This is a genomic window from Streptomyces sp. SirexAA-E (assembly GCF_000177195.2).
Lineage (GTDB): Bacteria > Actinomycetota > Actinomycetes > Streptomycetales > Streptomycetaceae > Streptomyces > Streptomyces flavovirens.
In genome coordinates, this window is the sequence record NC_015953.1 from 913324 (window position 1) to 932376 (window position 19053).

At 67.1% G+C, this 19053-nt stretch carries 10 protein-coding genes and 3 rRNA genes; 5 read left to right on the top strand and 8 right to left on the bottom strand.

Annotation, left to right across the window (positions count from 1 at the left end; translation table 11 throughout):
• Positions 1-108 precede the first annotated feature (108 nt).
• The 5 genes from SACTE_RS03905 to SACTE_RS03925 all read right to left on the bottom strand — a co-directional run bounded on the left by SACTE_RS03905 (position 109) and on the right by SACTE_RS03925 (position 8652).
• Entirely contained in the window at positions 109-2604 is a 2496-nt protein-coding gene (locus SACTE_RS03905) for a mannose-1-phosphate guanyltransferase (RefSeq protein WP_014044730.1), read from the bottom strand.
• A 109-nt stretch (positions 2605-2713) separates the two neighbouring features.
• A complete protein-coding gene (locus tag SACTE_RS03910; protein ID WP_014044731.1) occupies positions 2714-3322 on the bottom strand; it encodes a CDP-alcohol phosphatidyltransferase family protein in 609 nt (202 codons plus the stop codon).
• A 180-nt stretch (positions 3323-3502) separates the two neighbouring features.
• A 5S ribosomal RNA gene (gene rrf, locus SACTE_RS03915) occupies positions 3503-3619 on the bottom strand.
• Between the two features lie 78 nt (positions 3620-3697).
• Positions 3698-6822 (bottom strand): 23S ribosomal RNA (locus tag SACTE_RS03920).
• Positions 6823-7126: 304 nt separating this feature from the next.
• Positions 7127-8652, bottom strand: a 16S ribosomal RNA gene (locus tag SACTE_RS03925).
• The 16S, 23S and 5S rRNA genes sit together here, the layout of an rRNA operon.
• A gap of 704 nt (positions 8653-9356) precedes the next feature.
• On the opposite strand from SACTE_RS03925, the gene SACTE_RS03930 reads away from it, so the two are divergent.
• Both SACTE_RS03930 and ptsP read left to right on the top strand, forming a co-directional pair.
• Positions 9357-9806 carry a PTS glucose transporter subunit IIA gene (locus SACTE_RS03930; protein ID WP_014044732.1) on the top strand — a complete coding sequence of 150 codons (450 nt, stop codon included), beginning with the start codon at positions 9357-9359 and terminating at the stop codon, positions 9804-9806.
• A 94-nt stretch (positions 9807-9900) separates the two neighbouring features.
• The gene (gene ptsP, locus SACTE_RS03935; protein ID WP_014044733.1) at positions 9901-11571 is read left to right on the top strand and encodes a phosphoenolpyruvate--protein phosphotransferase; all 1671 of its coding nucleotides are present in this window, start codon (positions 9901-9903) and stop codon (positions 11569-11571) included.
• A gap of 88 nt (positions 11572-11659) precedes the next feature.
• Here the strand turns inward: ptsP and SACTE_RS03940 are convergent, their stop codons facing one another.
• Together SACTE_RS03940 and SACTE_RS03945 are read right to left on the bottom strand one after the other, a co-directional pair.
• On the bottom strand, positions 11660-12526 hold the full coding sequence (locus SACTE_RS03940; protein ID WP_226995217.1) for a hypothetical protein: 867 nt from the start codon (positions 12524-12526) through the stop codon (positions 11660-11662).
• Between the two features lie 166 nt (positions 12527-12692).
• The gene (locus SACTE_RS03945; protein WP_014044735.1) at positions 12693-14669 is read right to left on the bottom strand and encodes an acetoacetate--CoA ligase; all 1977 of its coding nucleotides are present in this window, start codon (positions 14667-14669) and stop codon (positions 12693-12695) included.
• 227 nt (positions 14670-14896) lie between these two features.
• Here SACTE_RS03945 and SACTE_RS03950 point away from each other — a divergent pair, with 227 nt between their 5' ends.
• Positions 14897-17227 carry a glycoside hydrolase family 31 protein gene (locus SACTE_RS03950; RefSeq protein ID WP_014044736.1) on the top strand — a complete coding sequence of 777 codons (2331 nt, stop codon included), beginning with the start codon at positions 14897-14899 and terminating at the stop codon, positions 17225-17227.
• On the opposite strand, the gene SACTE_RS03955 is transcribed toward SACTE_RS03950, so the two are convergent.
• A complete protein-coding gene (locus tag SACTE_RS03955) occupies positions 17218-17715 on the bottom strand; it encodes an NUDIX domain-containing protein (RefSeq protein ID WP_014044737.1) in 498 nt (165 codons plus the stop codon). The two genes, SACTE_RS03950 and SACTE_RS03955, sit on opposite strands and share 10 nt — an antisense overlap.
• Before the next feature lie 61 nt (positions 17716-17776).
• Between SACTE_RS03955 and SACTE_RS03960 the strand changes: the two genes are divergently transcribed.
• Both SACTE_RS03960 and SACTE_RS03965 read left to right on the top strand, forming a co-directional pair.
• Complete coding sequence (locus tag SACTE_RS03960; RefSeq protein ID WP_014044738.1) at positions 17777-18583, top strand: M15 family metallopeptidase; 807 nt, start codon at positions 17777-17779, stop codon at positions 18581-18583.
• 111 nt (positions 18584-18694) lie between these two features.
• Positions 18695-19042 carry a DUF962 domain-containing protein gene (locus SACTE_RS03965; RefSeq protein WP_019993696.1) on the top strand — a complete coding sequence of 116 codons (348 nt, stop codon included), beginning with the start codon at positions 18695-18697 and terminating at the stop codon, positions 19040-19042.
• Positions 19043-19053 lie beyond the last annotated feature (11 nt).

Here is a 19053-nt window from a genome sequence, read left to right on the forward strand (position 1 = left end):
GCACATCGTCGCACGTCATGGCGACTGCCGCCGAATGGCCCCACCGCCGGAAGGGAAGCCGCGGTAAGCGGCTTCCCTTCCGGCGGGCGTGGGTGGTGGTGCCCGGGGTCAGTCCCCCGCGCTGTCCACGACCGCGGCCCATTCGTCGAGCAGCGCCTGGGCGGAGGCGTCGTCAGGGCCTTCGGCCCACAGGTGCGTCACGGCCTCCGACGGGTCGGGCAGCACCATGACCCACCTGCCGTCGGTCTCGACCACGCGGACGCCGTCGGTGATGTCCACGTTGCGGTCTCCGGCCGCCTCGACGACCCGGCGCATGACGAGCCCCTTGACCGCCCACGGCGTGGCCAGATCCCGGCGCAGCACATGGGCGCGCGGGATACGGGCATCGATCTGGCTGAGCGTGAGCTGCGTCCTGGCCACCAGCCCGATGAGCCGGACGAACGCGGCCGCACCGTCGAAGACACTGCTGAACTCGGGAACGATGAAGCCGCCGCGCCCGTCCCCGCCGAAGATGGTGGTGTCCTCGCGGCCGACCCGCGTCAGGTCGTCGGGGGAGGTGGTCGTCCACTCCACCTGGGTGCCGTGGTAGGCGGCGACCTGCTCGGCGACGCGTGTGGTGGTCACCGGCAGGGCGACACGGCCGCTGCGCCGCTCGGCGGCCACGAGGTCGAGCATGACCAGCAGGGCCCTGTCGTCCTCGATGATGCGTCCTCGCTCGTCGACGAGGGAGAGCCGCTCGCCGACGGGGTCGAAGCGCACCCCGAAGGCCGCCCGCGCGGACGAGACGATCTCGCCGAGCCGGACCAGGCCCGCCCTGCGGGTCTCGGCGGACTCGGTGGGCCGGGACTCGTCGAGGCCGGGGTTGATGGTCAGCGCGTCCACGCCGAGCCTCCCGAGGAGGCTGGGCAGAACAAGCCCCGCGCTGCCGTTGGAGGCGTCCACGACGACCTTGAGGCCCGCGTCCGCGATGCCCTCGGTGTCGACGTTGCGGAGCAGGGAGCCCGTGTACGAGTCGAAGACGCTGGACGGGAAGTGCAGGTCCCCGATCTCTCCGGGGAACGCCCTGCGGTACTCCTGACGGGCGTAGACCCGGTCGAGCTTCCGCTGACGGGCCTGGGAGAGGTCGGCGCCCCGCTCGTCGAAGAACATGATGTCGACCGAGTCGGGCACCCCCGGCGACGTGCGGATCATGATGCCGCCGGCGCTGCCCCGCGCGGTCTGCTGACGGGCGACCGGCAGCGGCACGTTCTCCAGGTCACGGACGTCGATGGCGCTGGTCTGCAAGGCGGAGATCACCGCCCTCTTGAGCGCGCGGGCACCTCGGGAGTGGTCACGGGCCGTGGTGACCGTCGAGCCCTTCTTCAGGGTGGTGGCATAGGCGCCCGCGAGTCGGACGGCCAGTTCGGGGGTGATCTCGACGTTCAGGATCCCGGAGACACCGCGCGTGCCGAAGAGGTGGGCCTGGCCGCGGGACTCCCAGATCACCGAGGTGTTGACGAAGGCACCGGCCTCGATGGTCTTGAACGGGTAGACCCTGACGTTGCCCTGGATGATCGATTCTTCACCGATCAGACACTCGTCGCCGATGACGGCGCCGTCCTCGATCCGGGCCGCCCGCATGACGTCCGTGTTCTTGCCGATCACGCAGCCGCGGAGATTGCTCTGCTGGCCGACGTACACGTTGTCGTGGACGACCGCCCGGTGCAGGAAGGCACCGGACTTGACGACCACGTTGGATCCCACGACCGTGTGCTCGCGGATTTCGGCCCCGGCTTCGATCTTCGCGTAGTCCCCGATGTACAGGGGTCCGCGGAGCACGGCGTCGGGGTGGACCTCCGCGCCTTCGGCGACCCAGACACCGGGGGAGATCTCGAAGCCGTCCAGCTCGACGTCGACCTTGCGTTCCAGCACGTCGGCCTGGGCCTTCACATAGCTCTCGTGAGTGCCCACGTCTTCCCAGTAGCCCTCGGCGATGTAGCCGTAGATCGGCTTCCCGTCCTTCATGAGCTGGGGGAAGACGTCACCGGACCAGTCCACGGAGGTGTCGGCCTGGACGTAGTCGAAGACCTCGGGTTCCATGACGTAGATGCCGGTGTTGACCGTGTCGGAGAAGACCTGGCCCCAGGTCGGCTTCTCCAGGAAGCGTTCGACCTTGCCCTCTTCGTCGACGATCGTGATCCCGAATTCCAATGGATTGGGGACCCGTGTCAGACAGACCGTGACCAGCGCCCCCTTTTCCTTGTGGAAGGCGATGAGATCGGTCAGATCGAAGTCGGTAAGAGCGTCGCCGGAAATGACCAGGAAGGTGTCGTCCTTCAGGGCGTCCTCGGCGTTCTTCACGCTTCCGGCGGTACCGAGTGGCTTCTCCTCATTGGCGTAGCTGAGCTCCATGCCGAGTTCTTCGCCGTCGCCGAAGTAATTCTTCACGAGCGAGGCGAGGAACTGTACGGTCACCACGGTCTCGTTGAGCCCATGACGCTTGAGCAGCTTCAGCACATGCTCCATGATGGGCCGGTTGGCAACCGGCAGGAGTGGCTTGGGCATGCTCGAGGTCATGGGGCGAAGACGTGTGCCTTCGCCACCTGCCATCACGACGGCCTTCATGTCGGTAACGTCCTCCTTGAGAGACGACGGTCCAGCCGACTTCACCCGTCGGGGAAAACCTCAGCATCCGCTGCGTGCCGGCGACACTGCACGGCACCGCATCAACGAGCTAATCGGCTACTACGTCCGCCTTGACGAGTCGGCGGACTTGGACCACATACAGGATCCCTGCCCACCAATAGAGGGTTGTACCCCATCCTGCGAACGCCCATCCGAAAATGGCGCCCAGCGATGCCAGCCAACCACTTCCGTCGCTGAGCAGCAACAAGGGGAAGGCGTACATCAGGTTGAAGGTTGCAGCTTTACCGAGGAAGTTGACCTGCGGCGGCGGATAGCCGTGACGGCGGAGGATTCCGACCATGACGAGCAGCATCAGCTCCCTGGCGAGCAGCGCCGCGGTGAGCCAGAGGGGGAGGATCTCCCGCCAGGTGAGTCCGACGAGCGTCGACAGGATGTACAGGCGGTCGGCCGCCGGGTCCAGGAGTCGCCCGAGGCTGCTGATCTGGTTCCACTTGCGAGCGAGCTTGCCGTCGAGGTAGTCGCTAACGCCGCTCAGCATCAGCACCAGCAGGGCCCAGCCGTCGCTGTTGGGGCCTCCGAACACGGGGCGGAGGATCAGCCACAGGAAGAGTGGTACGCCGACGAGGCGAGCCATGCTGAGGATGTTGGGGATGGTGAGTACTCGGTCCGTCTGAACTCGAGTCTCCTGGACCTCCACCCGGGGGCCTCCTGTGAAGAATGTGCCGATGATGCCCCATGACCCTACCCTCAGCCCGTGCCGGCAGACGCATGGGGGTGGCGAGGACAAGGGGAAGGGGGACCGTCGGATGCGGTCTCCGGAGGGGGAAACGCAGAAAAGCCCCGTGCCACAAGGGCACGGGGCTTTCCCGGAATAATAGTTCGGCGGCGTCCTACTCTCCCACAGGGTCCCCCCTGCAGTACCATCGGCGCTGAAAGGCTTAGCTTCCGGGTTCGGAATGTAACCGGGCGTTTCCCTAACGCAATGACCACCGAAACACTATGAAATTAACCAACACCGGAGAAAACACGGCAGTTCGTTATTTCAGAACCAACACAGTGGACGCGAGCAACTGAGGACAAGCCCTCGGCCTATTAGTACCAGTCAGCTCCACCCGTTACCGGGCTTCCACATCTGGCCTATCAACCCAGTCGTCTACTGGGAGCCTTAACCACTCAAGGTGGTGGGAATACTCATCTCGAAGCAGGCTTCCCGCTTAGATGCTTTCAGCGGTTATCCTTTCCGAACGTAGCCAACCAGCCATGCCCTTGGCAGGACAACTGGCACACCAGAGGTTCGTCCGTCCCGGTCCTCTCGTACTAGGGACAGCCCTTCTCAATATTCCTACGCGCACAGCGGATAGGGACCGAACTGTCTCACGACGTTCTAAACCCAGCTCGCGTACCGCTTTAATGGGCGAACAGCCCAACCCTTGGGACCGACTCCAGCCCCAGGATGCGACGAGCCGACATCGAGGTGCCAAACCATCCCGTCGATATGGACTCTTGGGGAAGATCAGCCTGTTATCCCCGGGGTACCTTTTATCCGTTGAGCGACAGCGCTTCCACAAGCCACTGCCGGATCACTAGTCCCGACTTTCGTCCCTGCTCGACCCGTCGGTCTCACAGTCAAGCTCCCTTGTGCACTTACACTCAACACCTGATTGCCAACCAGGCTGAGGGAACCTTTGGGCGCCTCCGTTACTCTTTAGGAGGCAACCGCCCCAGTTAAACTACCCATCAGACACTGTCCCTGATCCGGATCACGGACCCAGGTTAGACATCCAGCACGACCAGAGTGGTATTTCAACGGCGACTCCACAACCACTGGCGTGGCTGCTTCAAAGTCTCCCACCTATCCTACACAAGCCGAACCGAACACCAATATCAAACTATAGTAAAGGTCCCGGGGTCTTTCCGTCCTGCTGCGCGAAACGAGCATCTTTACTCGTAGTGCAATTTCACCGGGCCTATGGTTGAGACAGTCGAGAAGTCGTTACGCCATTCGTGCAGGTCGGAACTTACCCGACAAGGAATTTCGCTACCTTAGGATGGTTATAGTTACCACCGCCGTTTACTGGCGCTTAAGTTCTCAGCTTCGCACACCCGAAAGTGCACTAACCGGTCCCCTTAACGTTCCAGCACCGGGCAGGCGTCAGTCCGTATACATCGCCTTACGGCTTCGCACGGACCTGTGTTTTTAGTAAACAGTCGCTTCTCGCTGGTCTCTGCGGCCACCCCCAGCTCAGGAAGCAAGTCCCCTCACCAGTGATGGCCCCCCTTCTCCCGAAGTTACGGGGGCATTTTGCCGAGTTCCTTAACCATAGTTCACCCGAACGCCTCGGTATTCTCTACCTGACTACCTGAGTCGGTTTAGGGTACGGGCCGCCATGAAACTCGCTAGAGGCTTTTCTCGACAGCATAGGATCATCCACTTCACCACAATCGGCTCGGCATCAGGTCTCAGACTATATGCACGACGGATTTGCCTACCGTGCGTCCTACACCCTTACCCCGGGACAACCACCGCCCGGGCTGGACTACCTTCCTGCGTCACCCCATCGCTTACCTACTACAAGTCTGGTTCATCGGCTCCACCACTACCCTCAACTCCGAAGAGATCGGGCCGGCTTCACGGACTTAGCATCGCCTGATTCAGTACTGGGCGTTTCAAAGCGGGTACCGGAATATCAACCGGTTGTCCATCGACTACGCCTGTCGGCCTCGCCTTAGGTCCCGACTTACCCTGGGCAGATCAGCTTGACCCAGGAACCCTTAGTCAATCGGCGCACACGTTTCTCACGTGTGTATCGCTACTCATGCCTGCATTCTCACTCGTGAACCGTCCACAACTCGCTTCCGCGGCTGCTTCACCCGGCACACGACGCTCCCCTACCCATCCATACTCCCGTTGAGGATATGTGTATGAATGACACGACTTCGGCGGTACGCTTGAGCCCCGCTACATTGTCGGCGCGGAATCACTTGACCAGTGAGCTATTACGCACTCTTTCAAGGGTGGCTGCTTCTAAGCCAACCTCCTGGTTGTCTCTGCGACTCCACATCCTTTCCCACTTAGCGTACGCTTAGGGGCCTTAGTCGATGCTCTGGGCTGTTTCCCTCTCGACCATGGAGCTTATCCCCCACAGTCTCACTGCCGCGCTCTCACTTACCGGCATTCGGAGTTTGGCTAAGGTCAGTAACCCGGTAGGGCCCATCGCCTATCCAGTGCTCTACCTCCGGCAAGAAACACACGACGCTGCACCTAAATGCATTTCGGGGAGAACCAGCTATCACGGAGTTTGATTGGCCTTTCACCCCTAACCACAGGTCATCCCCCAGGTTTTCAACCCTGGTGGGTTCGGTCCTCCACGAAGTCTTACCTCCGCTTCAACCTGCCCATGGCTAGATCACTCCGCTTCGGGTCTAGAGCGTGCAACTCAAACGCCCTATTCGGACTCGCTTTCGCTACGGCTTCCCCACACGGGTTAACCTCGCTACACACCGCTAACTCGCAGGCTCATTCTTCAAAAGGCACGCAGTCACGACGCACCGAGCAAGCTCGATGCGCGACGCTCCCACGGCTTGTAGGCACACGGTTTCAGGTACTATTTCACTCCGCTCCCGCGGTACTTTTCACCATTCCCTCACGGTACTATCCGCTATCGGTCACCAGGGAATATTTAGGCTTAGCGGGTGGTCCCGCCAGATTCACACGGGATTTCTCGGGCCCCGTGCTACTTGGGTGTCTCTCAAACGAGCCGTTAATGTTTCAGCTACGGGGGTCTTACCCTCTACGCCGGACCTTTCGCATGTCCTTCGCCTACATCAACGGTTTCTGACTCGCCTCACAGCCGGCAGACTGTGAAAAAGAGATCCCACAACCCCGCATGCGCAACCCCTGCCGGGTATCACACGCATACGGTTTGGCCTCATCCAGTTTCGCTCGCCACTACTCCCGGAATCACGGTTGTTTTCTCTTCCTGAGGGTACTGAGATGTTTCACTTCCCCTCGTTCCCTCCACACTGCCTATGTGTTCAGCAGCGGGTGACAGCCCATGACGACTGCCGGGTTTCCCCATTCGGAAACCCCCGGATCAAAGCTTGGTTGACAGCTCCCCGGGGACTATCGTGGCCTCCCACGTCCTTCATCGGTTCCTGGTGCCAAGGCATCCACCGTGCGCCCTTAAAAACTTGGCCACAGATGCTCGCGTCCACTGTGCAGTTCTCAAACAACGACCAGCCACCCATCACCCCGTTCTGACGAACGAGTGCACTGGGGCCGGCAACCAAAGGGACAGACTCAAACGAGCCCGTACCTTCAGATACCCAACAGCGTGCCCGACCCGACCAACCCGTTCCCGTTTTCCACGCCGAAGCAGTACTAACGAAACCGTGCTCATCGTGCCGAATAGTCAACGTTCCACCCATGAGCAACCAGCACCGAACATTCGCCGGTGTACTGGCCTCTGACCCAGCGAACCGGGTAAGAAGTGCTCCTTAGAAAGGAGGTGATCCAGCCGCACCTTCCGGTACGGCTACCTTGTTACGACTTCGTCCCAATCGCCAGTCCCACCTTCGACAGCTCCCTCCCACAAGGGGTTGGGCCACCGGCTTCGGGTGTTACCGACTTTCGTGACGTGACGGGCGGTGTGTACAAGGCCCGGGAACGTATTCACCGCAGCAATGCTGATCTGCGATTACTAGCAACTCCGACTTCATGGGGTCGAGTTGCAGACCCCAATCCGAACTGAGACCGGCTTTTTGAGATTCGCTCCGCCTCACGACTTCGCAGCTCATTGTACCGGCCATTGTAGCACGTGTGCAGCCCAAGACATAAGGGGCATGATGACTTGACGTCGTCCCCACCTTCCTCCGAGTTGACCCCGGCAGTCTCCTGTGAGTCCCCATCACCCCGAAGGGCATGCTGGCAACACAGAACAAGGGTTGCGCTCGTTGCGGGACTTAACCCAACATCTCACGACACGAGCTGACGACAGCCATGCACCACCTGTATACCGACCACAAGGGGGGCACCATCTCTGATGCTTTCCGGTATATGTCAAGCCTTGGTAAGGTTCTTCGCGTTGCGTCGAATTAAGCCACATGCTCCGCTGCTTGTGCGGGCCCCCGTCAATTCCTTTGAGTTTTAGCCTTGCGGCCGTACTCCCCAGGCGGGGAACTTAATGCGTTAGCTGCGGCACCGACGACGTGGAATGTCGCCAACACCTAGTTCCCAACGTTTACGGCGTGGACTACCAGGGTATCTAATCCTGTTCGCTCCCCACGCTTTCGCTCCTCAGCGTCAGTAATGGCCCAGAGATCCGCCTTCGCCACCGGTGTTCCTCCTGATATCTGCGCATTTCACCGCTACACCAGGAATTCCGATCTCCCCTACCACACTCTAGCTAGCCCGTATCGAATGCAGACCCGGGGTTAAGCCCCGGGCTTTCACATCCGACGTGACAAGCCGCCTACGAGCTCTTTACGCCCAATAATTCCGGACAACGCTTGCGCCCTACGTATTACCGCGGCTGCTGGCACGTAGTTAGCCGGCGCTTCTTCTGCAGGTACCGTCACTTTCGCTTCTTCCCTGCTGAAAGAGGTTTACAACCCGAAGGCCGTCATCCCTCACGCGGCGTCGCTGCATCAGGCTTTCGCCCATTGTGCAATATTCCCCACTGCTGCCTCCCGTAGGAGTCTGGGCCGTGTCTCAGTCCCAGTGTGGCCGGTCGCCCTCTCAGGCCGGCTACCCGTCGTCGCCTTGGTAGGCCATCACCCCACCAACAAGCTGATAGGCCGCGGGCTCATCCTTCACCGCCGGAGCTTTTAACCCCGTCCCATGCGGGACAGAGTGTTATCCGGTATTAGACCCCGTTTCCAGGGCTTGTCCCAGAGTGAAGGGCAGATTGCCCACGTGTTACTCACCCGTTCGCCACTAATCCACCCCGAAGGGCTTCATCGTTCGACTTGCATGTGTTAAGCACGCCGCCAGCGTTCGTCCTGAGCCAGGATCAAACTCTCCGTGAATGTTTTCCCGTAATCGGGATGAACACCACGAGAGCGGAACGACCAGGTCGGAATAAGACCGGTCGTTCACAGCGTCCTCGCTGTGTTTCGCCTACCAGCACCCAAGGGCCTGGCAGGTCTTTTCAAAGGAACCACCAACCTGCCGAAGCAGGCCGGGGTATCAACATATCTGGCGTTGACTTTTGGCACGCTGTTGAGTTCTCAAGGAACGGACGCTTCCTTCGGTCCCGTTTCACCGGGGCCCTCCGGGCGCTTCCCTTCGTTCTTGCGTTTCCGACTCTATCAGACTCTTTCGTGTCCGATTCCCGGTCGAAGCGGGTTCCTGCTCGGCGGTTGATTCACCACCATGCTTTCCAGTTCTTCGCTTTCGCGTTTCCCTTTCCGGCGAGTCCGACTCTATCAGCCTTTTCGCTATTCCCTTGACCACGTCCTGCGGGCATGCAGGAGCACGGATCAGAGTTAGGGTCTGTGCTTGGGAGTCGCCGCCGGCCCCGACTCACGAGTCGTGATGGGGCCAGGCAGGGGTACGACAGTACAGGCCCCTGTGAGTCGAGGCAAATCGTTCTGGGTGCGTCGCTAGGTCCGTCAAGCGGTAGGTCTCGGGCGGAACCGGGACTTCGTATGACTTACGCTGCTGATCAGTACGCCGTCCTCCATCCGCTGCGGCGGCGACCTCTATATCTCCACCCCCTGGGAGGCCCCCCATGACCACAGTGACGTCCCCTCTTGCCGGTCGTGCCATCGGACTCACCGAGGTCCCGGACCCCGTGTTCGCCGGAGCCATGGTGGGTCCCGGTACCGCGATCGATCCCGTGCGCGAGCCGTCCGAGGCCGTGTCGCCGGTCGACGGCATCATCGTCTCCCTTCACCCGCACGCGTTCGTCGTCGTGGACGACCAGGGCCACGGCGTTCTGACCCACCTCGGGATCGACACGGTGCAGCTCAACGGCGAGGGTTTCGAGCTGCTGGTGAACAAGGGGGACACGGTCACCCGGGGCCAGGCCGTCGTCCGGTGGGACCCGGCGGCGGTCGAGGCGGCCGGCAAGTCGCCCGTCTGTCCCGTGGTGGCTCTCGAGGCGACCGCCGACTCGCTCTCCGAGGTACGTGAGAGCGGCGAGGTCAAGGCCGGCGAGACGCTGTTCGGCTGGCAGTGACACCCTCGGCGCGGTGAAGCGCCGGAGACGGAGCGACAGCCAGTTGGACATACACCGCGGTGGCACAGCCGCCGCACAATCGGAGACGGGTGAAATGGAGACAACGCTGCGAGGCGTCGGCGTGAGCCACGGTGTGGCGATCGGCGAAGTTCGGCACATGGGTACGGCGGTGCTCGAACCGCCGGCCAAACAGATTCCCGCGGAGGAGGCCGAGCGCGAACAGGGGCGTGCCCGCCAGGCCGTGGAAGCTGTGGCGGCCGACCTGATCGCGCGGGGCAATCTGGCCGGGGGCGAGGCACAGCACGTGCTCGAGGCCCAGGCCATGATGGCGCAGGATCCCGAGCTCATCGCCGATGTGGAGCGACGCATCGCCGTCGGCAGCACCGCGGAGCGCGGCGTGTACGACGCGTTCGCGGCGTACCGGGCTCTCCTGGCCAACGCCGGGGAGTACCTGGCGGGGCGCGTCGCCGACCTCGACGACGTGCGCAACCGGATCGTGGCGCGGCTGCTCGGTGTGCCGATGCCCGGTGTCCCGGACAGCGACGAGCCGTACGTGCTGATCGCGCGCGACCTCGCGCCCGCCGACACGGCGCTGCTGGACCCGGCGCTCGTGCTCGGGTTCGTGACCGAGGAGGGCGGGCCGACCAGCCACAGCGCCATCCTCGCGCGGGCGCTCGGGGTGCCCGCCGTGGTGGCCCTTCCCGGTGCGGGCGAGATCGCCGAGGGGACGGTCGTCGCGGTCGACGGCAGCAGCGGTGAGGTCTTCGTCGAGCCGGCCGAGGGCCGCCGCGCGGAGATGCGGAGTGCCGCAGCGGCGCGCAAGGCCGCACTGTCCGCCGTGACCGGACCCGGTGCGACCTCCGACGGGCACAAGGTGCCGCTGCTGGCCAACGTGGGCGGACCCGGTGACGTCCCGGCGGCGCTGGAGGCCGGCGCCGAGGGTGTCGGGCTGTTCCGTACGGAGTTCCTGTTCCTGGACGACAGCAAGCAGGCACCGTCCGAGGAGAAGCAGATCGCGGCCTACCGTGCCGTGCTCGAGGCGTTCCCCGAGGGGCGCGTGGTCGTGCGGGTGCTGGACGCGGGTGCGGACAAGCCTCTGGACTTCCTGACTCCTGCGGACGAGCCCAACCCGGCACTCGGTGTGCGGGGTCTGCGCAGCCTGCTGGACCACCCCGACGTGCTGCGGACGCAGCTGACGGCGCTCTCCAAGGCCGCCCAGGGGCTCCCCGTCTACCTCGAGGTCATGGCGCCCATGGTGGCCGACCGCGCCGACGCCAAGGCGTTCGCCGACGCCTGCCGCGAGGCCGGACTGCAGGCGAAGTTCGGTGCGATGGTGGAGATTCCGTCCGCCGCGCTGCGGGCGCGTTCGATCCTGCAGGAGGTGGAGTTCCTGTCGCTGGGCACCAACGACCTGGCGCAGTACACCTTCGCCGCCGACCGTCAGGTCGGTGCCGTGTCGCGGCTGCAGGACCCGTGGCAGCCCGCGCTGCTGGACCTCGTGGCGCTGTCGGCCGAGGCCGCCGCCGCGGAGGGCAAGAGCTGCGGTGTCTGCGGTGAGGCCGCCTCGGATCCGCTGCTGGCCTGTGTGCTGACCGGTCTCGGGGTCACCTCCTTGTCGATGGGTGCCGCGTCCATCCCCTACGTCCGGGCGACGCTGGCGAAGCACACACTCGCGCAGTGCGAGCGTGCGGCCTCCGCCGCGCGTGCGGCGGACTCCGCCGAAGAGGCTCGGCTCGCGGCGCAGGCGGTGCTGTCGGGCGAGTGAGGCGTCACGGCCGCGCCGGTGCGCGCGGCCGGGCAGTGGAAGGGGTTCCCGCCGTCTCGGCGGGGACCCCTTCTGTCTGCCTGTCAGGTCAGTGGTGCGCCTCCGGTTCGTCGGCGCCCAGGTCGAAGCCCGCGCAGTACTCGACGCCCGACTCCGGTGACACGGGCTCACCTGTGTCGGCGTCCGTGCAATAGGCGTCGAAGACCTCACCGGCCGTCAGTGGGACGAGGTTTCCCCGGACCAGCCGCCAGCCGTGGACGCGGTCGGCGGTGTCCGGTGCGGTGGTGCGCAGGACGACGCCGCCCCTGGACTCCAGTGCGACGCCCACGGCGAGGACGCTGGCGAACTCGGCGCCCTCCGACGCTTCGAGCTGAGCGGGGCCGCCGTCCGGGTCCCGTGCGGTGTGCACGATCGCGAGGAGTTGTTCGTCCTCCGTGGGCACGCTGCACACCACGTGGTGTGTGCCCGGCCCCGCTGTCTCCAGCAGGCGCGCCAGCAGGTGGGACGCCCGGTCGAACGCCGCTCGGCCGATCTCCTGCCCGCAGTCCGAACAGTCCCCGAGATCGGCGAGGAGCATCGTGGCGTACTCCCAGGTGGCCCGGCGAACGGCACGGGAGACGAGGAGCGGGATCAATGTGTCGATGGGCTGGCCCGTGTACGCCACGGTGGCCCCGGTGGCGGCGACCTCCGCGGTGAAGCGGCTGCGGCTCGTGTGGAGATCGGCGTCGATGCCCGCTTCGGCGCAGTACTCCGCGTAGTCCTGCGGATCGAAGAGGGCGACGGTGGCGTGCCTGCCCTGCGCGGTGAAGGTCCTGAGCAGGCCTTCGACCTGCCGCAGATAGACCGAGTGGTCGTCGAAGGTGAAGCTGCGGTAGTGGCGCATGGCCGCGAAGTCCTCGGCGTCCACCAGGAGGCCGACGGTGCTGGGTGCTTCGCGGCGCAGCGCGCGGCGCATGGACGGATCGCCCGGCCGGTGGCGGGCGCGCGCCCTGCTCCGGCCGTTCTTTCCGGTCCCGGCGTCCCTGGTGTTCCGGTGGTTCCTGGTGTGCGTCATGAGTCCCCCTGTGCACGGTTGATCGTTGCTCACTCAGCGTAATCAGGGGGACTGACAACGGGGTCGGTCAGCGGCGCGTGCGGGCGAGCTGCTCGTAGAAGCGCAGCAGTCCGACGTCGTCGATGGATCCGGCGTTGACGGCCTTGGAGAGTTCCGTGCCCTGGAGGAGGCGCTTGACGGGGACCTCGATGCGCTTGCCCGTCAGGGTGTGCGGGATGCCGGGGACTTCGATGACCTCGTCGGGCACGTGGCGCGGGGAGAGGTTCTCGCGGATGGTCCGCTTGATGGCGGCGCGCAGGTCGTCGTCGAGCGTGGCGCCTTCGGTGAGGTGCACGAAGAGCGGCATCCAGTACCCCCCGTCCGGCTCCTCGACGCCGATGACGAGCGATTCCCGGATCTCGGGGAGTCGTTCGACGGCCTCGTAGATGTCCGCGGAACCCATCCGTACGCCCTGGCGGTTGAGGGTGGAGTCGGAGCGGCCGTGGATGACGACCGAGCCCCGGTCGGTGAGGGTGATCCAGTCCCCGTGGCGCCAGACGCCGGGGTACATGTCGAAGTAGCTGTCGTGGTAGCGGCTGCCGTCGGGGTCGTTCCAGAAGCGGATCGGCATGGAGGGCATGGGGGCGGCGACGACGAGTTCGCCGACCTCGCCGGTCAGGTCCTCGCCCGAGGGGCCCCAGGACCGGAGGTCGGTGCCGAGGCACGGGGCCTGCAGTTCGCCGATGTGGACCGGCAGGGTGGGGACCGCGCCGGCGAAGCAGCTGCACACGTCGGTGCCGCCGCTGACGGAGGCGATCCACAGGTCCTCGGCCACCTCGTCGTGGAGCCACCGGAACCCGTCGGGCGGAAGGGGCGAGCCCGTGGTGGCGACGCACTGGATCCGGCTGAGGTCGAAGTCGCGGCCGGGGTGGGTGCCGGCCTTGCGGCAGGCCATGACGTAGGCGGCCGAGGTCCCGAAGAGGGTCGCGCCGGTCTGTTCGGCCACCCGCCACTGGGCACTGACGTCGGGGAAGCCGGGGCTGCCGTCGTAGAGGACGACCGTGGTGCCGGTGAGCAGGCCGGAGACGAGGAAGTTCCACATCATCCAGCCGGTGGAGGTGTACCAGAAGAAGCGGTCGTCCGGGCCGAGGTCGCAGTGCAGGCCGAGCTGTTTGAAGTGTTCCAGGAGGATGCCGCCCTGGGACTGGACGATCGCCTTGGGCAGGCCGGTGGTGCCGGACGAGTACAGCACCCAGAGCGGGTGGTCGAAGGGGAGCTGCTCGAAGACCGGCTCGGTGTCGGAGGCGGTGAGCGCGGACCACTCCAGGGTGCCCTCGGGCGCTTCGGTGCCGAGGAGGGGGATGTGGACGACCGCGCGGAGGGTGGGCAGTTCGCGGCGGAGCTCGGCCACGGTGTCGGTGCGGTCGTGCTCCTTGCCGCCGTAGCGGTAGCCGTCGACGGTGAACAGCACGACGGGTTCGACCTGCTGGAAGCGGTCCAGGACGCTGCGGGCGCCGAAGTCGGGGGCGCAGGAGGTCCAGACCCCGCCGACGGCGGCGGTCGCGAGGAAGGCGACGACGGCCTGCGGGATGTTCGGCAGGTAGCCGCTGACCCGGTCGCCCGGGGTGACGCCGAGCGCCCGGAGCTCGGCGGCCAGCGCGCCCACCTGGCGCCTCAGTTCGCTCCAGCTGACCGGGACCTGGGTGTGGGTCTCGTCGACGTGCAGCAGGGCCGGGGCGTCGGCGCGCAAGGGGTCCTCGGCCGTGCGCAGGGCGTGTTCGGCGTAGTTGAGGGTGGATCCGGGGAACCACTGGGCGCCGGGCATGGCGCGGTCGCCGATCACGGTCGTGTACGGGGTGGAGAAGCGGACGTCGAACCAGTCGGCGACGGCCTGCCAGAAGGTGTCGAGCGCGTCGACGGACCAGCGGTGCAGTGCGGCGTAACCGCCGTCGGCCGGGGCTCCGTACCGCTCGGCCGCCCAGCGCTGGAAGCGGGTGACGGCCGCGGCCTCGATGCGTCCGGGGTCGGGCTGCCAGAGGGGGGCTTCGCTGGCTGGTGAGGTCATGGGGCGGCTCCCTGGCCTTTCTACGGGTACGCGGGGTGGGCGTCTCTCGCGCACGGGCGGGGTGTGCGCGTGAGCGGCAGTTACGGACGATGCCATGTGATCGTCTTTCGCACCAGGGTCCGCCGGGGGTGGCCGTCGCCGCGGCCGGGTGGCCCCGGCGTGGGGCGCAGGTGAACGGATGCTGAACGGAGCCCGTTGCCGGCCGTGCGGCTGGCAGGGTGGCCCGCATGAACGGTCGTGGCCTGGTGGGCTCGGTGAGATTGGTCGGATCGGTGCGGGGGATGCGGGCGGTGCGCTCGGCCTGGCGGAACCGGCGGGCGGACGCGCGGGCGCTGGCGTCCCGGGGCGCGGAGCGGGCGCGGGTGCCCGGTCTCCTGGTGAGCGCCGAGCCGGAGCCGGGCGGCGGGATCGTGCGGTTCGTCCGTTCGCGGCTGCGGATCCACGTGGCGGTCGGTGGAGCGGTCTTCTGGTCCTGGGACGATGCCGGGCCACTCCCCTCGTACGCCCTGCCGGGAGCCGCGCCGGAGCCGGATCCGCGGGCGGGGCTGGAGCCGGACACCGACGGCGGCTGGCAGGTGGTGTCGGAGCGGCTGACGGTGGCGGTGTCACGGCAGGGGGCGGTGGAGCTGCGGACGCCGGGCGGGGTGCTGCTGCGTCGTGAGCTGCCGCCGCGCTGGTGGGAGCCGGTCGACGGGGGCATGGCGCGGTGGGTGCAGCGGTCCCAGGTGCCGGCGGACGCGCGGTTCTTCGGGCTGGGCGCCCGGGCGGACGGGCCGCGGCTGCGCGGGGGCACGTACGGGCTGTGGAACTCGGGTCCGGGGGCCCGGTCCGGGCCGGTGGGGGATCCGCCGTCCCTGACGATGCCGGTGCAGGTGGTGGTGTCGGACGCGGGGACGCATCTGCTGTTCCACGACAACACCTGGGCGGGCCGGGTGACGCTGCGCGAGGGCGAGGAGGGTGCCGGTTCCGGGCACGACCGGCCCGGCACCTGCGAGGTGCGGATGGAGGGCGGTCCGCTGCGCTGCTGGGCGGTGGCGGGTACGCCCGCCCGGGTGCTGCGGGGGTGGACGGCGCTGACCGGGGCGCCCGCGGTGCCGCCGTCGTGGGCGCTGGGTCCGCAGCAGGCCCGGTGCGGGTCCGTGGACGAGCGGGAGGTGCGGCGGGTGGTGGCGGGTCACCGGGAGCACGGACTGCCGCTGACGGCACTGCATCTGGACACCGGGCGTCCCGGTGCCCGCCGTACGGCCGAGCGTGAGCGGTTTCCCGATCTGCCGGGGCTGGCGAAGGAGTTGCGTGAGGACGGGGTACGGCTGGTGTCGGCGGTGGACCCCGCGGTGCGGGCGGCACCGGGCAGCGCGGTGTACGAGGCGGGGCGGCGTGTCGGTGCCGCCGGGGCGTTCGTCCGTGACCCTCGGGGGCGTGAGGTGCTGGGCGAGGCGGGGCCGGGCGCGTGCGTCTGTCCGGACTTCACGGATCCGGCGGTACGGGAGTGGTGGGGCACGTTGTACGAGGAGCGGCTGGCCCAGGGCTTCTCCGGGGTGTGGCACGGCGGGAGCGGGCCGGCTCCGGCGCTGCCGCGCTCGGCCCGGCACGCGCTGGAGGGGCGGGGCGGCGACCACCGTGAGGCGCACAACGTGTACGCCCTCGCGATGGCGCGGGCCGGGTACGAGGGGTTGCGCGGACGGCGGCCCGGGGAGCGGCCGTTCCTGCTCTCGCGCTCCGGCTGGGCGGGGAGCCAGCGGTACGGGGGCGTCCGGTCCGGTGAGGTGACGGAGGGCTGGCCGGGGCTGCGGGCGTCGCTGGCCCTGGTCCTGGGGGCGGGGCTGTGCGGGCTGCCCTACTCGGGTCCGGACGTGGGCGGCTTCGAGGGATCGCCGTCGCCCGAGCTGTATCTGCGCCGGCTCCAGCTGGGGGCGTATCTGCCCTTCTTCCGTTCACGTGGGGGGCGGCGGGAGCCGTGGGAGTCAGGGGGACGGGTGCTGGCGGACGCGAGGGCCGTGCTGGTGGAACGGGAGCGGTTGCATCCGTACTTCGTGTCGCTCGCCCATCTGGCGCGGCTCTCCGGCGCCCCTTGCGTGCGGCCCGTGTGGTGGGGCTCGCCCGGTGACCGGGCGCTGCGGGACTGCGAGGACGCGTTCCTGCTGGGTGACGGTCTGCTGGTGGCGCCGGTGCTGGAGTGCGGTGCGGTCCGCCGGGTGGTGCGGCTGCCGCGGGGGCGCTGGTACGACACGGTCACGGGTCGGGCGTACGAGGGGCCGGGGCAGGTGGAGGTGGAGGCGCCGCCGGAGCGTGTGCCGGTGCTGGCACGGGCCGGTGCGGTGATTCCGGTACGGGGTGCGGGCGGTGGCCTGGAGCTGGAGGTGTGGGCTCCGGCGGCGGGGCGCGGCGGGGGCGGGGCGGTCGTGCGGGACCCGGGTGACGGGTGGGAGCGGGCGGAGGTGGAGCGGTACACCTCGCGGCTCGTGGAGGGGCGGGTGGTGGTCGAGCGGGACGGTGGCGAGGGGCCGGTGCCGTGTCCGGTGCGGGTGCGTGGGGCGGCTGCGCCGGGTCAGCGGTAGCGGCCGGCGAACCAGTTGCGTACGGCCTCGGTGTGCAGCGGGAAGGCCAGTTCGTCGGGGGCGCGCAGGACTCCGTGGCCCTGCGTCTCGTCGGTGGGGGCGGAGGGCGGGAGGTCCGCGGCGGGGCGGGCCGGGAGCAGACCGAAGAGGAGCAGGTGGCCGTCCGGGGAGCTGAGGGCGTCGGCGAGCCGCACGTCCCTCTCGTCGGCGTGGATGCCGGTTTCCTCGCGGAGTTCGCGTACGACGGCGTGCCGCCAGTCCTCTGTGTGGTCGATGTATCCGCCGGGCAGGGCGACCTCGCCGCGGTGCGGTGGGATGTCACGGGTGATGACGACGAGGCCGGTGCCGTCCGGTCCGGTGACGGGGAGCAGGGCGACGGCGACCGGCAGCGGGTTGCGGTAGGCGGTGTGGCCGCAGTCGGCACAGGTGCGGGGCCAGGTGTCGGCGTGCGAGCGGGCTCCGCAGGCGCCGCAGTGGGAGTCCTTCACGGGCGGGACTGTATCCGATCACCTTTCTCCGGGGTCGCCGGAGCTGATAGACGATGTGCCCATGACAGCAATCGCTCGTACGTTCCGCGTTCTGGCCGCCGTCGCCGCCTCCCTTCTCGCCGCGACCGCCCTCGCTCCCGCCGCGCGCGCGGCCCCTGCGCCGAAGGCGCCGAGGGAGTTCGTCGATCTGCGGTCGGTCGATCCGACGATCATCACGGAGATGCGGTACGCCACCGCGCACACCTTCATGGGAGAGCAGGTGGACGGCTACCGGCAGCCGGTCTGCCTGCTGACCCGCCCCGCCGCCCGCGCGCTGCACACGGCGCAGCGGCGACTGCTGCGCCAGGGGTACTCGCTGAAGGTGTACGACTGCTACCGGCCGCAGCGGGCGGTGGACCACTTCGTGCGCTGGGCGAAGGACCTCGACGACCAGGCCATGAAGGGCGAGTTCTATCCTCAGGTCGACAAGTCGCGGCTGTTCGAGGACGGTTACATCGCGGAGAAGTCCGGGCACAGCCGCGGCTCCACGGTCGACCTCACCCTGGTGGAACTGCCCGCGGCACCGACCCGGCCGTACGTGCCGGGCGAGAGGCCGGCACCGTGCTTCGCCCCGAGGAGCGAGCGCTTCCCGGACAACTCGGTGGACATGGGCACGGGTTTCGACTGCTTCGACACCTTGTCCCACACGGACGACCCGCGTGTGGTGGGTGCGCAGCGCGCCAACCGGCAGTTCCTCAGGAGGACGCTGACGGACCTCGGCTTCGTGAACCTGGCCGAGGAGTGGTGGCACTTCACCTACAAGCCGGAGACCTTCCCGGACACCTACTTCGACTTCCCGGTGGACAGGCGGTCCGTCACGGGCCGCTGAGTCCGGACGCCGGACAGGCGGGGGCTCCCCCGTGGGCCCCGGCCGCGCGTCCCTCCCGTCGGACGCGGAAGGGCCGTGCCCGGTGGCCAGTGGAGCCGTTACGGTGCCCGTATGCCACAGCAGACGTTCGGATCATATGAAGAGTTCTGGCCCTACTACGTCGCGATGCACTCGAAGGCGGCGACCCGGTGGGTCCATCTGACCGGCACCCTGACCGGCCTCGCCGTCTCCGCGTACGGGCTCGCCCGGGGCAGGAAGCGGTACGCGGCGGCGTTGCCGCTGATCGGCTACGGGACCGCGTGGCCGGCCCACTTCCTCGTCGAGGGGAACAATCCGGCGACCTTCGGGCACCCCGCCTGGTCGCTGCGCGGGGATGTGCGGATGATCCGGATGATGCTCGCGGGACGGGACCGGGAACTGGCCGAGACCGCTGCCGGGTGGCTCGCGGAGAACCGCTGAGACCCGCATCG

Bases quoted from the DNA above. Each gene is read 5' to 3' on its own strand.
- SACTE_RS03905 (WP_014044730.1), bottom strand. From the start codon at position 2,604: ATGAAGGCCGTCGTGATGGCAGGTGGCGAAGGCACACGTCTTCGCCCC.
- SACTE_RS03930 (WP_014044732.1), top strand. From the start codon at position 9,357: ATGACCACAGTGACGTCCCCTCTTGCCGGTCGTGCCATCGGACTCACC.
- ptsP (WP_014044733.1), top strand. From the start codon at position 9,901: ATGGAGACAACGCTGCGAGGCGTCGGCGTGAGCCACGGTGTGGCGATC.
- SACTE_RS03940 (WP_226995217.1), bottom strand. From the start codon at position 12,526: ATGCGCCGCGCGCTGCGCCGCGAAGCACCCAGCACCGTCGGCCTCCTG.
- SACTE_RS03945 (WP_014044735.1), bottom strand. From the start codon at position 14,669: ATGACCTCACCAGCCAGCGAAGCCCCCCTCTGGCAGCCCGACCCCGGA.
- SACTE_RS03950 (WP_014044736.1), top strand. From the start codon at position 14,897: ATGAACGGTCGTGGCCTGGTGGGCTCGGTGAGATTGGTCGGATCGGTG.
- SACTE_RS03960 (WP_014044738.1), top strand. From the start codon at position 17,777: ATGACAGCAATCGCTCGTACGTTCCGCGTTCTGGCCGCCGTCGCCGCC.
- SACTE_RS03965 (WP_019993696.1), top strand. From the start codon at position 18,695: ATGCCACAGCAGACGTTCGGATCATATGAAGAGTTCTGGCCCTACTAC.